The sequence below is a fragment of the Nocardia arizonensis genome (assembly GCF_001310275.1).
Lineage (GTDB): Bacteria > Actinomycetota > Actinomycetes > Mycobacteriales > Mycobacteriaceae > Nocardia > Nocardia arizonensis.
Genome location: NZ_LGYZ01000133.1, coordinates 11,762 through 27,889 on the forward strand (window position 1 = coordinate 11,762; position 16,128 = coordinate 27,889).

The following is a 16,128-nucleotide window of genomic DNA, read 5'->3' on the forward strand; positions in this document are numbered from 1 at the left end:
GATTGCTCGATTCCACTGCACCACAACAGTATCCGTCGAGGTCGGTGACGACGCCGACTTTGTTCGGGCAGCCTGTCGGCCGAATCCCCGCCGGCGGCCGGGCTTGCGTGGCGTCGTGTCCCTGTCCTGTCCGAGATCGGAGAACTGTCATGCCCGCTATTCCTGCTCGTCACGATGCGGTGGCCTGGTCGGTGACCGTGCGCGGACTCACCGGACACCTGCGACAGGTCACGGCCGAGGTCACGCCGGGACTGCCCTCGCTCACCGTGACCGGCCCCGGCGAGGATCGCCCGCCCGCCTGTATCGACCGCGTCCACGCCGCCCTCACCGGGGCCGGGTGGGCGTGGCCGCGGATCCGCCTCACCCTCACGACCTCCCCGCCGGTGCCTGCGGGCATCGACGGTATCCACGACCTCGCCGTCGCCGCGGCGATCCTGGCCGCGAGCGACCCGGCCACCGTATCCGCGCCACGCCTGGCCGGGGTCGTGCTGCTGGGCCAGCTCGGCCCGGACGGGAGTGTGGTCTCGGTGCGCGGGATCCTGCCCGCGGTCCTGGCCGCCCGCGACCACGGACACACCGTCGTGATCGTCCCCCACGCCAACCTGGCCGAAGCCGCTCTCGCGCCGGGGATCACCGTGCTGGGCGCGGTCCACCTGCGCGGGGTGCTGGCCTGGCTCGGCGGCGACAAGGACGCCGTGACCGGCCCCGCCGCCGTCCCGGCGCCACCGGAATCGACCGGTGTGGACCTGGGCGATATCCGCGGTCACTACCGGACACGGTGGGCCCTCGAGGTCGCCGCCGCCGGGGGCCACCACGTGCGGCTGATCGGGCCTGCGGAGGCCGGGCTCGGTGCGCTCGCCCGCCGCCTGCCCGGACTCCTGCCGCGCCTGACCGAGAGCGAGTCGCTCGAGGTCCGGGCGATCGCGTCGCTGACCGGCACCCTGCCCGAGGGACCGCTGCCCGCCATCGCCGCCCGCCCCTTCGTCGATGTCCACCACTCGGCGAGTGCCCGCGCGCTGCTGGGCAGTGCCGGCTTCGCGCGTCCCGGCGCGCTCGCACGCGCCCACCACGGGGTCCTGCACCTCGAGTCCTATCCCGATCTGCACGAGCGCGCACTCGACGCGCTGCGGACCTCCCTGGAAGCCGGGGAGGTCGTCGTCGCCAACCGCGACAACCTGCTGCGACTGCCGTGTGAGGCCCTCGCGGTCTTGACCTCGTCCGAATGCTTCTGCCCCGCAACCCATCAGGGCGCGTGTGCTTGCCCGGCGGGGGCAAGGCGCGGCCACCAGGACCGGCTGCGCCGGGTCTTGGCCGACCGGGTCGACATCACCGTCCGCGAGAACCCCGACGACCGTGCGGGTTTCGGGAACGACTCGCGCGAGACCAGCGCCGAGGTCCGCCACCGGGTCACCGCCGCCCGCACCGCGGCAGCCCACCGGTGGCGCGAGCACGGTCACACCCTCAACGCCCGCATACCAGCATCGCTGCTGCGCCAACAGTTCCCATTGTCCCCGACCGAATCCGCACCGCTCGAAGCGGCACTGCGGGAGGGCCGGATCACCCGCCACGGGGGTGACCGTGTCCTCGCGGTCGCGGTCACCATCGCCGACCTGCGCGGCGCCGATCATCCCAGCACCCACGACCTCGTCGAAGCCCTGCACCTGCACGGATTCGGCAGACCATAGCCCCATCCGAATCCTGGCCCACCGCGCCCACATACCCACCGCGACCGACGGCAGAGCCGGTCCGCGCTCACCACAGCCGATTCGCCGGGGATCGGGAATTTCATTGTCGGACCGGCTGATACGCCGCCTCTCCTTGCACACGCAACGGCATCGGTCGCCCATGTCGAAGGAGTCGTTCGTCTCGTGTCCACACCCGCGCCCACCGACCCGCACACCACCGAGATCGGCATCCGCGTCGAGAATGCCCGCGCGCGAGCCGAGGGCTTCGTCTGGGGCGTGCTCCACATCCAGCACCCCGGCACCCGCGAGGCGAGGACCGCCGCCGCGTTCGCCGCCGCCTACGCCGACCAAGTCACCCAATCCCTCACCGACGGCAGCGTTTCCGTGCCCGGTCTCGCGCAGGCGTGGGTCGCGTGGCGGGTCAGCGGTGACCTCACCGCGCACCTGGCGCCCGTCCCGTCGCCGGTCGAGCGGGTGCCCGGGTTCGCCGAATACGACGCGGCGCTGCGCGATCGCACGGCGTATTGGCTGTGCGCCGAAGCCCTCGGGTACGTGCGCGGCTGGTGTGATGCCGCCGGGGTCGGCTCCGGGGACGCGGTCGATTTCGCCCACGCCTACGCCGTGCTCGTCGCCGCGGGCGGATCGCGGCCCAGTATCGACGACGCCTGGACCAACTGGCGCGCAGGCCGCCCCCTCACCGCCATCGGCGGATGAACACCCGCCACCCCGCACGCCCGGCCGCGCCGAGCGCACCGCCCGGACATGCCCAGCCGACTCACGCACCGACAGAGAGGAATCCGCCAATGAACACTATCGATCACCGGCCGTCCGTGGCGGTGCGTGACCCCCGGCGGCTGGCGTGGGCGCTGCTGTCGCGCGCCGCGCGCGGACCCTCGAAACCGGTGTGGGAGCTGATCGACCGCCTCGGTGTCGAAGACGCCGCACACGCGCTCGCCACCGGCGCGGCCGAGGTGGAACCGGGGGTCCTCGCTCGCGCGGATCCCGATCGCGCCGCCGCGGATCTGGTGGTGCACTACGCGGGCGGGGGACGGTTGATCACCCCCGACGACACCGAATGGCCGAGCGCGCATCTGGCCGCGCTGCACGCCCCCGAGTGGGGCGGCGAGCACTTCGTCGGTCCTGTCGCGTTGTGGGTGTCGGGCACCGCCGCGCTGTCACCGATCGTGGAGGACGCGGTCGCGGTCGCCGGGACACCGCGCCCGAGCGGTTACGGGATCGAGGTCACCACCGCGATCGTCACCGAGGTCACCGCCCGCGAGATGACGATCGCCGCCACCGGCGGGCTCGGTATCCCCGCCCACGCCCTCACCACCGCCCACCAGGTCCCGGCACCGACGTTGACGGTGCTGTCGTGTGGCACCGATCTGGCCTACTACCACCACAGCCGCCACCTCCAGCACCCACGGCCCGGCACCGGCTTGTTGGTCAGCGAATACCCACCCGGCACCCCGACACGACCCGCCCGGGTCGCCGCGGCGCATCGGTTGCTGGCCGCGCTGTCCCGCGCCACGGTCCTCATCGAGTCCGACTGGCGGTGTTGGAGCGAAGCAGCGGTCCGGTGGGCGCAGCGGCTGGGCCGTAACGCCTACGCCGTTCCCGGGCCGATCACCTCCCCGACCTCCCGCAGCGTCAACTGCCTCATCGCCGACCACGGCCTCACCCCGGTCGCCTCACCCCGCGACATCTACCTGTGCGCCGGTGACCTGCCGGACGAACCGTTTCCCGACGACGACGCCCCGGATCGATCGAACGGAGAACCCGCGTGATCGAGCACTTCGCCTGGACCGCGCACCCGACCCGCGACGGCGACACCGAGCTGGCCCTGCTCGCCGCCAGTCCGACCACCGAGGTGGACACGGTCGCGGCGGTGCTGGCCGCGCACCCGGTCGTGCGCGAGCCCCGCAATCGGATTCGGGCCGCCTTGGCCAACAGCGACGCCGCATATCCGAGCGACCCGTATCGCCTCTACCGGCTCGGCGGGGCCGGCCATCACACCCAGCACGATCTGGCCGCCGCGCTCACCGTGCACCAACTCGCCACCGACCCGCTCTGGGGCGGGCTGCTCGACCGCATCGTGTTCCTCGCCGAACTCGGCCTCGACGGCAGCCTGCGCCCCCGCCTCCCGGCCCACGCGATCGCCGCCGTGGCCGCGGTGGCGGCGCGCGCCGAATTCCGCTACGCCGTCACCGCACCCCCCACCGACAGCACAGGTCTCGGCCCGGTCGACGGCATCACCGTCGTGTCTCCGACCGATCTTCGGGGTGTCCTGGACTGGCTCGACTCGCTGACCAGCGACCCGCCCGCACCCACGACCGCCTCACCTGCGGTCACCGTTGGCGGCGACGCCGATCCGGACGGACTGTCCAGCGACGCGGAGGACCGCTGATCGCGGCGGTCTCTCGGCTCGTTCATCTACCCGACTATCGAGGAGGCCGGCATGGGTTCGACCGGATATCACGTGCCCATCGAGACCGACACCCACCGCTTCGTCCTGGACAACCTGCGCGAACTCCTGCCCGACGGGCACCGCGTCGTGGAGCACTGCCGCACGTCACTGGGGACCGGCCGCCACGGTGGCTGGTCCTACGCTCTCTACGCCGCGGTCGCCGACACCACCACCACACCGGTGACCGTGTCGGCGTCGGTGGTGCTCTACCTGCGCCAGCACCGCGAGGGTGCCTCGGAGATCGTCGTCAAGCACCTGCACGAGACCGAGGGACCCGTCGACCACGAAGGCGTCACCCGCCGGGTCCTGCAAGCCCTCACCCCCACCGAGGATCCCGCCGCGTGTGAGTGGCGCGGGCACGCGATCGACCACCACCGTGCTGTCGCCGAGGGCCGCCGTCGCGCCCGTGACGCGGTCGGTGCGGTGATCCGCCTGGACCGCGCCTACACCTACGGCCATGGCGTCGGTGCCGTCGAGCAGGTCCTCGTCGTGTCCCCGACAAGCTGGCGGCGCGCCGAGATCACCGAGGGCCGGACAGTCACCGACTCTCCCCTGCTGCGCGCCGCCCCCGGGTGGGCGCTGCGCGAATTCGAGATCCTGCGCGCACCAACGCAATCCACGCCACCGATTCCACGATCCTGAACCGCAACGGATCACCGTGCGTGACCGCGCAGCCGCACCAGAGGCCCGCGCTGGCCTGTCCCGGGCGCATCTGGTTCACCCCATCCATCCATCCGGTTCACCCCATCCATCCCCTTGTCGTCGCATCCCCTGCCCTGGGGGTGTGGCGGCTTTCCTGTGTTCGGAGGTTGATCTTTCATGGGCAGACTCACTCGTGACCAGGCCGCCGCGCATCGCGAAGCCCTCGGGCTGGCCGGGCTGCGCCGCGACCTCGACGAGGACGAGAAACGTTTCGTTCTCGCCCATTTCCAGGAATCGGCCGACCCCAGCCATCCTGTCGGGGGCGCGTTCTTCACCCCGGAAGACCTCGCGGACTGCATGTCCCTCGATGTCGTCGGTCCCCGGGTGATCGACCTGTGCGCCGGGATCGGCGCGCTCGCCTTCGCCTGCCGTAACCTGGATGAGCAGCGCAGGGGGCTGCCCGCACGCGAAATCGTCTGTGTCGAAACGAATCCCGCGTTCGTGGCGGTCGGGATGAAGGTGGTTCCCGAAGCGACCTGGGTCTGCGCCGATGTGTTCGATATCGGGCGGCACCGGTGGCGGATGTTCGATACCGCGATCGCCAATCCGCCTTTCGGCAATCACGCCCGCGCCGGCAACGCTCCCGGCTACCGCGGATCCCGGTTCGAGTACCACGTCATCGCCTTGGCCTCACACCTGGCCCGCAGCGGCGTCTTTCTGATCCCGCGCGATTCGTCGCCCTTCCACTACAGCGGCGGCCAGGGAATGCGTGAGGGACGCGGCGATGCCGAATACAAGCGGTTCTCCTCCGGCACGGGCATCGCGTTGGAGCCCGGGTGCAGTGTCGATACCGCCTTCCACGACCCGTACTGGCATCACCGCCCGGTCCGGACCGAGATCGTGACCACCGACTTCGCCGATACCGCCCTCGCGCGCCGCCGCCGCACCCGCGCCCGCGGGGCTGCCGCGTTGACGCCGCCGTGGGATCGCCCGGCCCGCGCCAGCTGACCACACCCTCCACTTCTACCTCGCCGTTTCCGGCAGGAGTCTGGATTCGTCATGCCCACACCAGGTTTCAGCGTCAGTACCACGACCAACACCACCGAGTTCGGGGCCTCCTACACCCTGTTCGCCACCGACGACGCCCCCTTGACCGGGACGGTGTTCACCGACATGGGCGAACACACCGTCTCGGTCGACGGGATCCCCGAGCGCCGGTCGATGGTGGTCGTGCGGTTCTTCGGCCTGCGCTCGGGCAGCGAGGCGTTGGGCAATCCGCGGGTGGCGGCGCGGTTCGTTCCCGGTGAGCCCGGACGCGGGGCCGCAGCGGCGATGTGCCTGGGCGAGCCCGGTCGCCTGCACCTCGACCTCGGTCACCCGCTCGGCGGCCTCGAGGCCGATCTGCGGGAACTGGTGACCGACACGGTCATCGAGATCACCGCCGAGTTCCTGACCGACGAACGCGCCGCACGGCATCGCCATCACTGCGCCGAGGAGCGCCGCCAGGACGCCGCCACGGCCCTGGGAATCCTCGACGTGCTCCAACAGCGCGGCTACCGGCGTCTGGCCGCCGCCCGCGCCGAGACCGACGCTTCCTGGGCACTGGTCGAAGCATTGCGCCGCCCGAGCTGACCCCACCGCGCGATCGATACCCGCCCACCGAGCGCGCCAGACCCGAGGAGCTTCGACGATGTCCGACACCTATCTCGCTCTGACTCCCGCGGTGTTGTCCGATCTGCGTTCCGTGCTGGCCTATGCCGAGATCGGCGAAGACCGCGACTACGAGGAATGCGACGCCCTCGCTCGTGCCCATCACATCCTGCACCCGATCCGACGCCTGAACGCGTGGCTCGACGGTGCCGCGGATCCGGAAACATCCTTCGTCTACATCCAGCAGGGCGGGGTGGGCACCGAGTACTACCTGCACGCCTTCGACACCGCCGACGACGCCGAAGCCGGGCGCGTGGACTGCGCCGGAGACGACGGCGGAGGTTTCCCCACCACCGCGGTCGTGGCGATCCCCGCGCTCACCAGCGACCAGCTCGACGCCGTCGAAGAACTCATCCAGCAGATCGACACCCTCACCTACGCCGTCACCGACACCGAGGACGACGAGGACGAGAAGGAGGACGGTCTCGACGCCGTCGCCTGAGCCTTCGAGAACTCACCGATCCCATCTGCGCACACGCGAAATCCGCCCGCCGCGAGCGGTGGTGCTCGCGTGTCGTATCCGCCTGTCCGAGAGAGGAACACACTCTGATGTCGATCGCTTCGACCGTGCGTCACGCCGAACTGGGCGACCTCGTCGCCCTGCTCAACGATCAGCAGGCCGCCAAACTCGACGTCCTGGCCCCGGCCTCGGCGCTGCGCGCCTGCGACGGGCTGTTGCAGCTCTCGGGTGTCGAGCCGGTACTCGACGAGCGCGGCTTCACCGATGTGGATGGCCTGTATCGGCCGACCAGCGCGGCGGATTCGCATCTGGGGTCGAAGCTGAAGATCCCCGCCGGCTACCTGAAATCGTTGCGGGAGATCGAGCGCACCGATCTCTACGACGCCAACGTCAACGGCCTGCTCCACGGCCCGACCGATCCGCGCCTGCCCGGCGGCCCCGACGAGCGCTCGTTCCTGCTGCGCCTGTTCACCTCGTCCGTGCCGAATCAGCCGGGGATCGTGCGGGCGGTGCTCTCGGACCGGTACGGGATCATCGACAACCTCGACGTGCTCGCCGCCGTTCTCGACGGTATCCGCCTGGCCGACACCGACGTCGAGGTGCGCTCGTGTGACCTGTCGGAATCCTCCATGCACTGCAAGGTGTATTCGCCGAAGATCCGCGCGCTGGCGCCGACGTTCCTGGCCGACTATCGGACCCCGTTCGCCAACCCGGAATTGGAGGCCGAACGCCGCCGCGTCGCCGGGCAGATCGACACCGGCCGCCGCCTGGCCGCCCGCGAGGGCCGCGGCTACCGCCCCGGCGCCGAGCCGGTGGTGTTCGCGGGGTTGCGGTTCTCCAACTCCGAGATCGGTCATCACGCGGTCACCCTGAAACCGGAGCTGTTCGTGCAGATCTGCGGCAACGGGCTGACGCTGCCGTTGTTCGCGTTCACCAAACGCCACGTCGGGGACCGCCTCGAGATCGGCGGTACCCGCTCCTGGTCCCAGGACACCCAGCGCAAACGGCTCGCGGTCATCACCGCCGAGACCCGCGACAAGGTCTCGGAGTGGATGTCACCGCAATTTCTCGCCACCCGCGTGGCCGAGTTGGAACGCGACGCCGGGACCCCGGTGCACCAGCCCGAACGCACCCTCGAGGTCATGAGCAAGAAACTCGGGTTCACCGAGGACGAACGCACCGGGATTCTCTCGCACTTCATCGCCGGCGGGCAGCTCACCGCGGCCGGGATCGCCAACGCGGTCACCAGCTACTCCCAGACCATTCCCGATCCCGATCGCGCCGACGACCTCGACGACCTCGCGCTGACCGCGATGACCCTCGTCTGATCCCGCCTATCCCCTTAAGGAGTTGTGCCTCATGACCGAAACCACCACCTTGACCCGCGCCGAGTTCGACACCGCCGAGCACTTCGGCGCCGCCGGCGCGGTGACCGCACTGGGCGAAGACACCGTGGCCCGCTGGCGCGAACAGTTCCCGGACTGGAAGGCCAAGCACTGGGGCTACACCGACCCCGAGGCCCCGCACGGGGCGCGGCACCTGCGCCCGATCAACGTCGCCCCCCGCACCAAGAAGTAACCCGCCACCCCGCCGAACGCCACCACCGGTCGACACCGGGAAAGGAGCTCGCACACCGTGACGAACAAGAAGCGGCAAGTGGTGCTGCCCGCGGAGTTCGACGCCGTCGCCGACATTCTGGGTCTCGACTCGCAGGGCTGTGTGGTCATCCGGTTCGGAACCGACCACACGATGGTGCTGACCCCGTGCTGTCACGCCAGCGGCAAGGGCAGCGCCGATTCGATCTCCGGGGTCGTGTGCCGGGCCTGCTACCGCGACGTGCCCATCAAACACGGCGGCATCGACGCCGAGATCGTGATCGCTCGCGCCGATCTCGACATCGTCGTCGCTGACGCGCCCGCGCGCCCCACCGAGACCGAGCCCGAGCGCGGGTAGGCGCCGCTTTCTTTCCATCCATCGAAGTCCCCTCCCCCTGAGGCAGGGACCGGCCAGTCCAAAGCTGGCCGGTCCCTGCCTCTTTCACGTTAGGAGCCCGTCTCGATGCCCACCGACACCGACACGCCCACCACCGACACCGGATTCGACGTCGACGCCCAGGTCCCCGCCCTCGATCCCGATCCGGCCGCCGCCGAACCCGACGGCCAGGACCACGCCGGCTCCGACGCCGACGCCGCCGACGACATCACCGCCGAACCCGGCCGGTTCGACGAGTTGTGCACGGGGCCGACCGTGGATCCCGCCGATCTCGAGATTGACGAGAACGTGCGCAAGGACTTCCGGCTCGAGGACCACCCCGAGGTCACCGATTCCATCCGCGAGCACGGCGTGCTCACCCCGATCCTGGTGATCCGCATGCCCGACGGCCGTCTCGTGGTGCGTGACGGGCAGGTCCGGACCCTGACCGCGCTGGCGTTCGAGTTGCCCGAGGTCCCGGTCTACATCCGCGACTACGACCCGGCCGTCGACGCGACCGAGGCCGAGATCGCGCGGATCTTCGAGCAGATCACCGTCAACGACCGGCGCATCGCGCTCACCAACGGCGACCGCGCCGCCGGGGTCACCCTGGCCCTCGAGCTCGGGGCCTCGGTCACCCGGGTCGCCAAGGCGTTGCAGACCAAACGCGAGGACGCCAAACTCGTCGGCAAGGTCGGCGCGTCGGCGACCGCGCGCCGCCTCATCGACGAAGACGACCAGTACGACCTCACCCACGCCGCGGTCATCGCCGAGTACGAGACCCTCGGCGACCACGACGCGGTCCGCCGACTGCTCAACGTGCGCACCGGCGTGTTCGACTACGAGGCCAAACGTATCGGCGTCGAACGCGCCGAACAGCGCGCCTACCTCGCCCACGCCCTGCCCTACGCCCAGGCCGGGCTCGGGGTCCTCACCGACTACCCCGACCTCCACGACACCGACACCGACACCGAGCTGTTGTGCGCGGCCGAGATCGTCGACGCCGAGGGCAACGCGCTCGAATTCGCGACCATCGCCGCGAACCCCGGGCCGTGGCTGGTGTGGCTCGACCTCGACCAGGACCCGGTCTGGGTCGAGATCGACTCCGGCCACATCATCGACCCCGACACCGTGGACTGGGACACCAGCGAGGACCCCGACGCCGAACCCGCCGACGGCCTGCGCCACGCCCGCGAGGTCGAACAGCGCGACCAGATCGTGACCGAATACTTCCTGCCGCGTGAGCACCTCGACACCGTCGGGCTGCGCGAATACACCGAACCCGAACCCGAACCCGATTTCGCCACCGATGACACCGGCACCGATATCGGTGACGTCGCCGACGACGGCGAGGACCCCGACACCGGCGAGCGCCGCAGCCGGTTCCCGCAGGTGGACCCCGAGCAGGCCGCCGCCGATCGGCGCGCCGCCGCCGACGCCGCCGCCGAGGCCGCGGCGCAGAAGGCCGAGATCGATCGGGCCGCGCGGCGGCGTGTGCGCGAACTCAACAAGCTCGGGCTGGCCGCCAAGCAGACCCGCATGGAATTCGTCATCCGCCTCATAGCGCGCAAGACCCCGCCCGCCCAAGCCGCGCTGTTCCTGACCCGGTCCCTGCTGGCCGATCCCGGCCTGACCGGGGAATACCACAGCTTCGACTCCGCGCTGAAACTGCTGGGCATCGAGGGCTACCGGTCCCGCGCCGACCTGCTGGCCACCCTCGACACCCTCAAACCCGCACGCGCCCAGGTCATCGCACTCGCGCTCGTGCTCGGTGGCTACGAACACCGCGCCGACAAGGAACTGTGGCGCTACACCCAACCCGCGGTCCGCCGCTACCTGAACTTCCTGCGCGAACTCGGCTACACCCTCGTGCCCGTCGAACTCGCCGCCCTCGGCGAACTCGACCCCACCGACATCGACATCGACAACCCCACCGCGATCAGCGAACCCACCGACACCGATGTCGAGGCCACCAACGAGGAAACCGACAGCGACGAGCAGGACCTGCCCGAAGCCGCCTGACCCCCTCCCGAGTCCCGGTGCGCCCGGCAGAGTTCGGGCGCACCGGGGACCGCGTCCCGCCTCTTCTCGCGGCATTCTCCGAAAGGAGTCCGTTGTGCGCACCCCCGACGATCCCACCATCGACACCCTGGCCCGCACCGACAACGGCTATCGCGCGCGCAGCCTGTGCCTGGTCTTCCACCAGCCCGCCGACATCACTCTCACCGTCGAGGCCGACGGCCGCTTCCGCGCCACCGTGCGTGTCTTCGACCAGATGAGCCTGTCGTGGCATGTGGTCCTGCGCGCCGACCACCACGACTACCACCCGCTCGCCACCGACCCGGACCAGCCCGCCACCTTGGAGCAGGTCCGCGCTCTCGTGGACGATCTCCACGCCACCGCGGTATGGGTCAGCAGTACCGCCTACCACCAGGGACCACGGTGGTGACCACCACGTCGGCGCGCACCGACGTCGTGGACCTGCGAGGCTTCGCTCTCGACCTCGCCGCGCGCGGGTGGCCGGTGTTCCCGGTCCGGCCCGGCGCCAAGAAACCGCCGGTGTTCAAACGGTGGCCCGACCACGCCAGCACCGACCCGGCCCGCATCCGCCGGTGGTGGGACGAGGCCCCTGCGCGGAACGTGGCGATCGCGACCGGCCCGGCCGGGTTGTGTGTGATCGACCTCGATCCCCGCCACATGAGCCCGCCCGCCACCGGATTCGCCGACGCCGTGGCACGCCTGGCCAGCGCATCGACCGCCCCGGTGCCGGTGACCTGGACGGTGGCGACCCCGCACGGCTGGCACCTCTACTACGCCGCTCCCGCGACACCGCGGCTGCCGTGCACGATCGGGCGCCTCGGCGACGGGATCGACACCCGCGCCCACGGCGGCTACGTCATCGCGCCCGGATCGCGCACCCGCCACGGCCACTACACCGTGATCGCCGATCACCCGGTCGCCGAACTCCCGACCGAACTCGTCACCCTGCTCACCCCGCCGCCACCCGCGCCCGCCTCTCGACTGCCCGCGACCGCGACCCATCCCGACGCCTACCTCGCGGCCATCCTCGCCGGGGAAGCCCACCGCGTCGCGACCGCCCGGCTGCATTTCCGCAACCACACGCTGTTCCGGGCCGCGCTGGTGCTGGGGCGGCTGGTGGCCGCCGACGAGATCAGCGAACACCACGCCCACCGCGTGCTGTCGGACGCCGCGGCCGGACACGTCGGGGTCGAGGGATTCACCAGCGGCGAAGCCGATCGCACCATCGCCAACGGACTGCGCTACTCCCGCTCCCGTCCCCGCCACCTGCGCCGATAACTCCCCGACAGGCAGAAATGGAGACCTCTCATGCCGGATCCGCGCGTGGAAGTCGTGGTGGTCTGTGACCCGTCCGGAGAAACCGAGGTGTCGGTGTTCCTCGACGGAGTCGCCACCGACTGCGAATCGGTCGTGATCGACGCCGGTCGCGGCTGGGAATGGGACGAGTGGCGCGAGTTCCGCGACGCCACCCTCGCCGGACCGGGCAGCGCGGCCTGCCGCGCGAGGCTGATCGACGCCTTCGACGACCCGCCCGGCGGTGAATACGTCCTGGGCCGCGACCGCACCCACTGGCTCGACGGCGTCGACCGCGAAGACTGGCTCCCCTCCCGTTACCGGCTCACCGGGCCGCGCGCCCTCGCGGTCACCGTGCCCGCTGCCCCCGACGTCGACGCCTTCGCCTTGGCGTATCTGTGTCGGCACCTGCCCGAGGGGCAGCGCCTGATCCGCTACGACCGCACCCCGGCCGCCGACGCGGTCGCGGCCGGGGTCACGACGAGCTGGGACACGGTGTTGACCGCGGTGATCGCCGACACCACCACCGGCGAGGTCACCGCCCACCAGCTGCTCTACCGCCCCACACCCGACACCGATACCGGCCGGGTGCGGATCGAGTTGGCCCACCGCCACGAGATCGAAGGCAGCAACTACTACCGCCGCCTGGACCCGCGACTGCTCACACCACTCACCCCCATCACCCGCACCCGCGCACGCCTCTGGCGCGCCCAGGTCCGCCGATGCGCCGCACCACCACCGGCCGCCACCGTCGGAAAGGACACCTCACCCCAATGATCAAGGCCCCGCTCTGGTTCCGCCGCACCGACGTGCTCGAACTCGCCGAACACGCCATCGCCGCCCCCGAACACCGGCAAGCCTACGGCGACGAATCCCCGGTCGGGACACCGTCGCTGATATGGGTCAAGGACGACGGGATCTACCTGCTCAGCAACGGGCTTCCCAACCAACCCCGCACCGACACCGACCCCCCGACCAACAAGATGCACGTCGTCTACGCCCACGGCCACGGCCCCGGCACCCACTGGGACCACGGTGCGCCACTCGGCGACGACTTCGTCGAATACCTGACCCTGACCGAGCCCGACGGCGACGACTCCACCTCACTGCTCGGCCTCCTGCGCAACCCCGACGACCCCGCGAAATGGCTCGTCCTCACCGCACAGCCCGACACCGTCACCATCGAACTCAGCGGCACCGGCCCCTCCTGAGATCCGATCCGAACATCGCCGGGACACACACGCATCCGGCGAGTCCTGCCGGAGTCGGCGCGCCCATCGGCGGTTCACCTCACGCCGTCGACCCTCGATGACCCCGAGTCCGGAGGACCCCCATGCTCGAATCGACCTCGAACACCCCGACCACCGACCCGGTCTTCCGTTCGCCCCTCGACACGATGACGGCCAGCGAGGCGCGCCCGCATCTCCAGTTCTGCCGCGGCGAGGACGATCTCACCGCGCACCCCGGCGGTGAGGCCGACGCGACCGAGGTCCGGGTGTGGGCAGGCGAGCTGTGTCTGGCCGCGGTCACCCTCGATGCGGGCGGGTGGAGCTATGCCGGAGGCGACTGCGGGCACCGGATCCTCGAGGAAGACATGCACGCCCGCTTCCCCGACTGGCGCGCGGCCCTGTGCGCGCTCACCGGCCTCGCCCTCCCGCCCGAATAGACCCGCACGTCACCCCCGATTCCGGCGCGCGGTCACGACGCCCTTCGGCCCCTGGCCACGGGCCACATCCGCTCGACCCCACCACTTTCGAGGAGTACTGCCATGCACACGATCGCCCCGGTCTCCGATACCCGGCTGCGGGCGTGGGCGATCCTGGCCCGCGCCGCCCTCACCCCGACCACCTACCCGGACGTGGTCGTGTCCACCCGGGCGCTCGCACCCGATATCGAGGACGCCGCCGACCGGATCGGCGCGCTCCCGACCGGACTCGGCGCACCCGCCACGCTGGCGGAGCTGGCCGACCGGGATCTCGACCGCGCCGAGCGGGCCGGGGCGTGGCTGCTCACCCCCGACGATCCCGCCTGGACCGGACTCGCCTTCGACGACCTCGACGCCCGCGACAGCCGGTTCCTGGAGGCACCGATCGCGGTGTGGGTGCGCGGCACCGTCGAGGCGGTCTCGGTCCTGACCCGCGTCGCTGTGATCGGGTCGCGGGCGGTCTCCCCGCGCGGGGCCACCATCACCACCGAGATCGCGGGCGCGCTCGCCGAACGCGGTGTGCACATCGTCAGCGGTGGCGCCTATGGCGTCGACGTGTGCGCGCACCGGGCGGCCCTTGAGCGCGGTGTGGCGACCACGCTCGTGTCCGCAGGCGGGATCGACCGCGTCTACCCGGTCGCCCACGCCGAGGTGTTCGAGGCCGTCGCCGCGACCGGCGCGATCCTGTCCGAATACCCGCCCCGCGACGGTGTCGAACCCGCGCGGTTGCTCGCCCGTAATCGCCTCGTCGCGGCGATGTCGCGGCAGGTGGTGATTCCCGAGGCCGGTGTGCGCTCGGGCACCTTCGCGACCGCACGGTGGGCGCGGCAGTTGCACCGGCCCGTCCTGGCGGTGCCCGCCGCCCCCGGCGCAGCCGCGCGGGGCTGCGACCGACTGATCGCCGACGGCGACGCGCGCGCCGTGCACTCGGTCACCGACGTACTCGCTGCGCTCGACGAAACCGCCGACCCCGAACCCCGCCACCCGCACCACGACTAGCCACGCAGCCACGCAGCGTCATCGGCCACCACCCACCGCGCCGACGCCCGTCCGCGCGGTGACGATGGCTCGCGGGTGGGGCCTGACCCTGTACGCGAATTCGTTTGTCCCTGTTGATCATCGACCTTCGAGGAGAACCGCCATGGCCGGAGACACCGTCATCACCGTGATAGGAAATCTGACTGCCGACCCCGAACTCAAGTTCACCCCCGCCGGCGTCGCGGTCGCGAACTTCACCGTCGCGTCCACCCCGCGGTACTTCGACCGCACCACCAACGAGTGGAAGGACGCCGAGGCGCTGTTCCTGCGGTGCAACATCTGGCGAGAGGCCGCGGAGAACGTCGCCGAGAGCCTCACCAGGGGTGCGCGCGTGATCGTCAGTGGACGGTTGAAGCAGCGCTCCTACCAGACCCGCGAGGGTGAGAAGCGCACCGTCGTGGAACTCGAGGTCGACGAGGTCGGTCCGTCGCTGCGCTACGCCACCGCGAAGGTGAACAAGCAGAAGTCCAACCGCGCCAACACGAACAACGGTAGCAGTGATCGCTCCCGCGAACTCGTCGGGGCCGCCGCGGGTAGCCGCAGCGGTGACGACGACCCCTGGGCCACCACCGCCGGTAGCGGATTCGGCGGCGGCTTCGGCAACGGATTCGGCGGCGGCGTGGAGCCTCCGTTCTAGAAGGCCCCCTCCGCGCCTGCGCCCCCGCGCGTCGGAGGCGGGGCGCGAGCGGTGGCCGCACCCGACACCCCCGGTCGGGTGCGGTCCCCTTCCGTCCCACCGGTATTACGTGCCGCGCGGTAGTCGCGGCGCGAATCGCGGGCCTTCTCCCACGACCCGCACCGCGTCAGCGGGCACCGACCCCCGCTCCACTGTCGAAAGGTCGGTCTTCGCGTGAACGATTTCGAGAACTCGACCTACACCTGCGAGCAGGGCGACTGGGAGCCGCGCTGGTACAGCGTGCTCGGCCCCGACTGGCAGCTGTGGTGTGAAGCCGGTGACCGCGCCGAGGCCGTCGCGGCCATGCGCCCCGGTGATCGGCTCGTGCGTACCTGGCAGCGGATCCGCGTCGAGTCGCAGATGCGCGAAGAACACCCCTGAATCGAACCCCCGTTTCATTCCGACAGCGGTGGATCCCGCGCGAATCCGCGTGAATCCGCC

At 70.9% G+C, this 16,128-nt stretch carries 20 protein-coding genes; all 20 read left to right on the forward strand.

All coding sequences use genetic code 11. The annotated features are described in order from the left end of the window. The first annotated feature begins 149 nt into the window (after window positions 1–149). The 20 genes from APZ21_RS31290 (at window position 150) to APZ21_RS31385 (ending at window position 16,068) form a co-directional block, all read left to right on the forward strand. A complete protein-coding gene (locus APZ21_RS31290) occupies window positions 150–1,685 on the forward strand; it encodes an ATP-binding protein (protein WP_040713622.1) in 1,536 nt (511 codons plus the stop codon). 183 nt (window positions 1,686–1,868) lie between these two features. Beyond that, window positions 1,869–2,399: a hypothetical protein gene (locus tag APZ21_RS31295; protein WP_040713624.1), complete on the forward strand. Its 531-nt coding sequence runs from the start codon at window positions 1,869–1,871 to the stop codon at window positions 2,397–2,399. A gap of 89 nt (window positions 2,400–2,488) precedes the next feature. Then, a complete protein-coding gene (locus tag APZ21_RS31300) occupies window positions 2,489–3,472 on the forward strand; it encodes a DNA-processing protein DprA (protein ID WP_040713628.1) in 984 nt (327 codons plus the stop codon). After that, a complete protein-coding gene (locus APZ21_RS31305; protein ID WP_040713629.1) occupies window positions 3,469–4,092 on the forward strand; it encodes a magnesium chelatase domain-containing protein in 624 nt (207 codons plus the stop codon). Before APZ21_RS31300 ends, APZ21_RS31305 begins: the two co-directional genes overlap by 4 nt. Window positions 4,093–4,143: 51 nt before the next feature. Next, window positions 4,144–4,794, forward strand: a complete 651-nt coding sequence (locus tag APZ21_RS31310; protein ID WP_040713630.1) for a hypothetical protein — start codon at window positions 4,144–4,146, stop codon at window positions 4,792–4,794. Window positions 4,795–4,971: 177 nt separating this feature from the next. Next, window positions 4,972–5,802 (forward strand): class I SAM-dependent methyltransferase, encoded by an 831-nt coding sequence (locus APZ21_RS31315; protein WP_051030273.1) that lies wholly within the window; start codon window positions 4,972–4,974, stop codon window positions 5,800–5,802. A gap of 51 nt (window positions 5,803–5,853) precedes the next feature. Continuing rightward, window positions 5,854–6,426 (forward strand): hypothetical protein, encoded by a 573-nt coding sequence (locus tag APZ21_RS31320; RefSeq protein WP_040713632.1) that lies wholly within the window; start codon window positions 5,854–5,856, stop codon window positions 6,424–6,426. Window positions 6,427–6,484: 58 nt separating this feature from the next. After that, complete coding sequence (locus APZ21_RS31325; RefSeq protein ID WP_040713633.1) at window positions 6,485–6,946, forward strand: hypothetical protein; 462 nt, start codon at window positions 6,485–6,487, stop codon at window positions 6,944–6,946. 107 nt (window positions 6,947–7,053) lie between these two features. Continuing rightward, window positions 7,054–8,292, forward strand: a complete 1,239-nt coding sequence (locus APZ21_RS31330) for a hypothetical protein (protein ID WP_040713635.1) — start codon at window positions 7,054–7,056, stop codon at window positions 8,290–8,292. Between the two features lie 31 nt (window positions 8,293–8,323). Next, window positions 8,324–8,542, forward strand: coding sequence for a hypothetical protein (locus APZ21_RS31335; protein WP_040713637.1), 219 nt, complete (start codon window positions 8,324–8,326; stop codon window positions 8,540–8,542). Between the two features lie 57 nt (window positions 8,543–8,599). Then, window positions 8,600–8,917, forward strand: a complete 318-nt coding sequence (locus APZ21_RS31340) for a hypothetical protein (RefSeq protein ID WP_051030274.1) — start codon at window positions 8,600–8,602, stop codon at window positions 8,915–8,917. A 105-nt stretch (window positions 8,918–9,022) separates the two neighbouring features. Then, the gene (locus APZ21_RS31345; protein ID WP_051030275.1) at window positions 9,023–10,957 is read left to right on the forward strand and encodes a ParB/RepB/Spo0J family partition protein; all 1,935 of its coding nucleotides are present in this window, start codon (window positions 9,023–9,025) and stop codon (window positions 10,955–10,957) included. 94 nt (window positions 10,958–11,051) lie between these two features. Beyond that, the gene (locus APZ21_RS31350) at window positions 11,052–11,384 is read left to right on the forward strand and encodes a hypothetical protein (protein WP_040713638.1); all 333 of its coding nucleotides are present in this window, start codon (window positions 11,052–11,054) and stop codon (window positions 11,382–11,384) included. Further along, window positions 11,381–12,253, forward strand: a complete 873-nt coding sequence (locus tag APZ21_RS31355) for a bifunctional DNA primase/polymerase (RefSeq protein WP_162240401.1) — start codon at window positions 11,381–11,383, stop codon at window positions 12,251–12,253. Before APZ21_RS31350 ends, APZ21_RS31355 begins: the two co-directional genes overlap by 4 nt. Before the next feature lie 30 nt (window positions 12,254–12,283). Then, the gene (locus APZ21_RS35285) at window positions 12,284–13,045 is read left to right on the forward strand and encodes a hypothetical protein (protein ID WP_063719987.1); all 762 of its coding nucleotides are present in this window, start codon (window positions 12,284–12,286) and stop codon (window positions 13,043–13,045) included. Beyond that, complete coding sequence (locus tag APZ21_RS31365) at window positions 13,042–13,479, forward strand: DUF3085 domain-containing protein (protein WP_051030276.1); 438 nt, start codon at window positions 13,042–13,044, stop codon at window positions 13,477–13,479. Before APZ21_RS35285 ends, APZ21_RS31365 begins: the two co-directional genes overlap by 4 nt. Before the next feature lie 122 nt (window positions 13,480–13,601). Further along, a complete protein-coding gene (locus APZ21_RS31370; protein ID WP_040713640.1) occupies window positions 13,602–13,934 on the forward strand; it encodes a hypothetical protein in 333 nt (110 codons plus the stop codon). Between the two features lie 102 nt (window positions 13,935–14,036). Next, on the forward strand, window positions 14,037–14,972 hold the full coding sequence (locus APZ21_RS31375) for a DNA processing protein DprA (RefSeq protein ID WP_051030277.1): 936 nt from the start codon (window positions 14,037–14,039) through the stop codon (window positions 14,970–14,972). 142 nt (window positions 14,973–15,114) lie between these two features. After that, window positions 15,115–15,648 carry a single-stranded DNA-binding protein gene (locus APZ21_RS31380; RefSeq protein ID WP_040713641.1) on the forward strand — a complete coding sequence of 178 codons (534 nt, stop codon included), beginning with the start codon at window positions 15,115–15,117 and terminating at the stop codon, window positions 15,646–15,648. Window positions 15,649–15,861: 213 nt separating this feature from the next. Continuing rightward, window positions 15,862–16,068: a hypothetical protein gene (locus APZ21_RS31385; protein ID WP_040713642.1), complete on the forward strand. Its 207-nt coding sequence runs from the start codon at window positions 15,862–15,864 to the stop codon at window positions 16,066–16,068. Window positions 16,069–16,128 lie beyond the last annotated feature (60 nt).

Coding starts and splice junctions, on each gene's coding strand:
- APZ21_RS31290 (WP_040713622.1), top strand. CDS start 150: ATGCCCGCTATTCCTGCTCGTCACGATGCGGTGGCCTGGTCGGTGACC.
- APZ21_RS31300 (WP_040713628.1), top strand. CDS start 2,489: ATGAACACTATCGATCACCGGCCGTCCGTGGCGGTGCGTGACCCCCGG.
- APZ21_RS31310 (WP_040713630.1), top strand. CDS start 4,144: ATGGGTTCGACCGGATATCACGTGCCCATCGAGACCGACACCCACCGC.
- APZ21_RS31315 (WP_051030273.1), top strand. CDS start 4,972: ATGGGCAGACTCACTCGTGACCAGGCCGCCGCGCATCGCGAAGCCCTC.
- APZ21_RS31320 (WP_040713632.1), top strand. CDS start 5,854: ATGCCCACACCAGGTTTCAGCGTCAGTACCACGACCAACACCACCGAG.
- APZ21_RS31325 (WP_040713633.1), top strand. CDS start 6,485: ATGTCCGACACCTATCTCGCTCTGACTCCCGCGGTGTTGTCCGATCTG.
- APZ21_RS31330 (WP_040713635.1), top strand. CDS start 7,054: ATGTCGATCGCTTCGACCGTGCGTCACGCCGAACTGGGCGACCTCGTC.
- APZ21_RS31335 (WP_040713637.1), top strand. CDS start 8,324: ATGACCGAAACCACCACCTTGACCCGCGCCGAGTTCGACACCGCCGAG.
- APZ21_RS31345 (WP_051030275.1), top strand. CDS start 9,023: ATGCCCACCGACACCGACACGCCCACCACCGACACCGGATTCGACGTC.
- APZ21_RS35285 (WP_063719987.1), top strand. CDS start 12,284: ATGCCGGATCCGCGCGTGGAAGTCGTGGTGGTCTGTGACCCGTCCGGA.
- APZ21_RS31365 (WP_051030276.1), top strand. CDS start 13,042: ATGATCAAGGCCCCGCTCTGGTTCCGCCGCACCGACGTGCTCGAACTC.
- APZ21_RS31370 (WP_040713640.1), top strand. CDS start 13,602: ATGCTCGAATCGACCTCGAACACCCCGACCACCGACCCGGTCTTCCGT.
- APZ21_RS31375 (WP_051030277.1), top strand. CDS start 14,037: ATGCACACGATCGCCCCGGTCTCCGATACCCGGCTGCGGGCGTGGGCG.
- APZ21_RS31380 (WP_040713641.1), top strand. CDS start 15,115: ATGGCCGGAGACACCGTCATCACCGTGATAGGAAATCTGACTGCCGAC.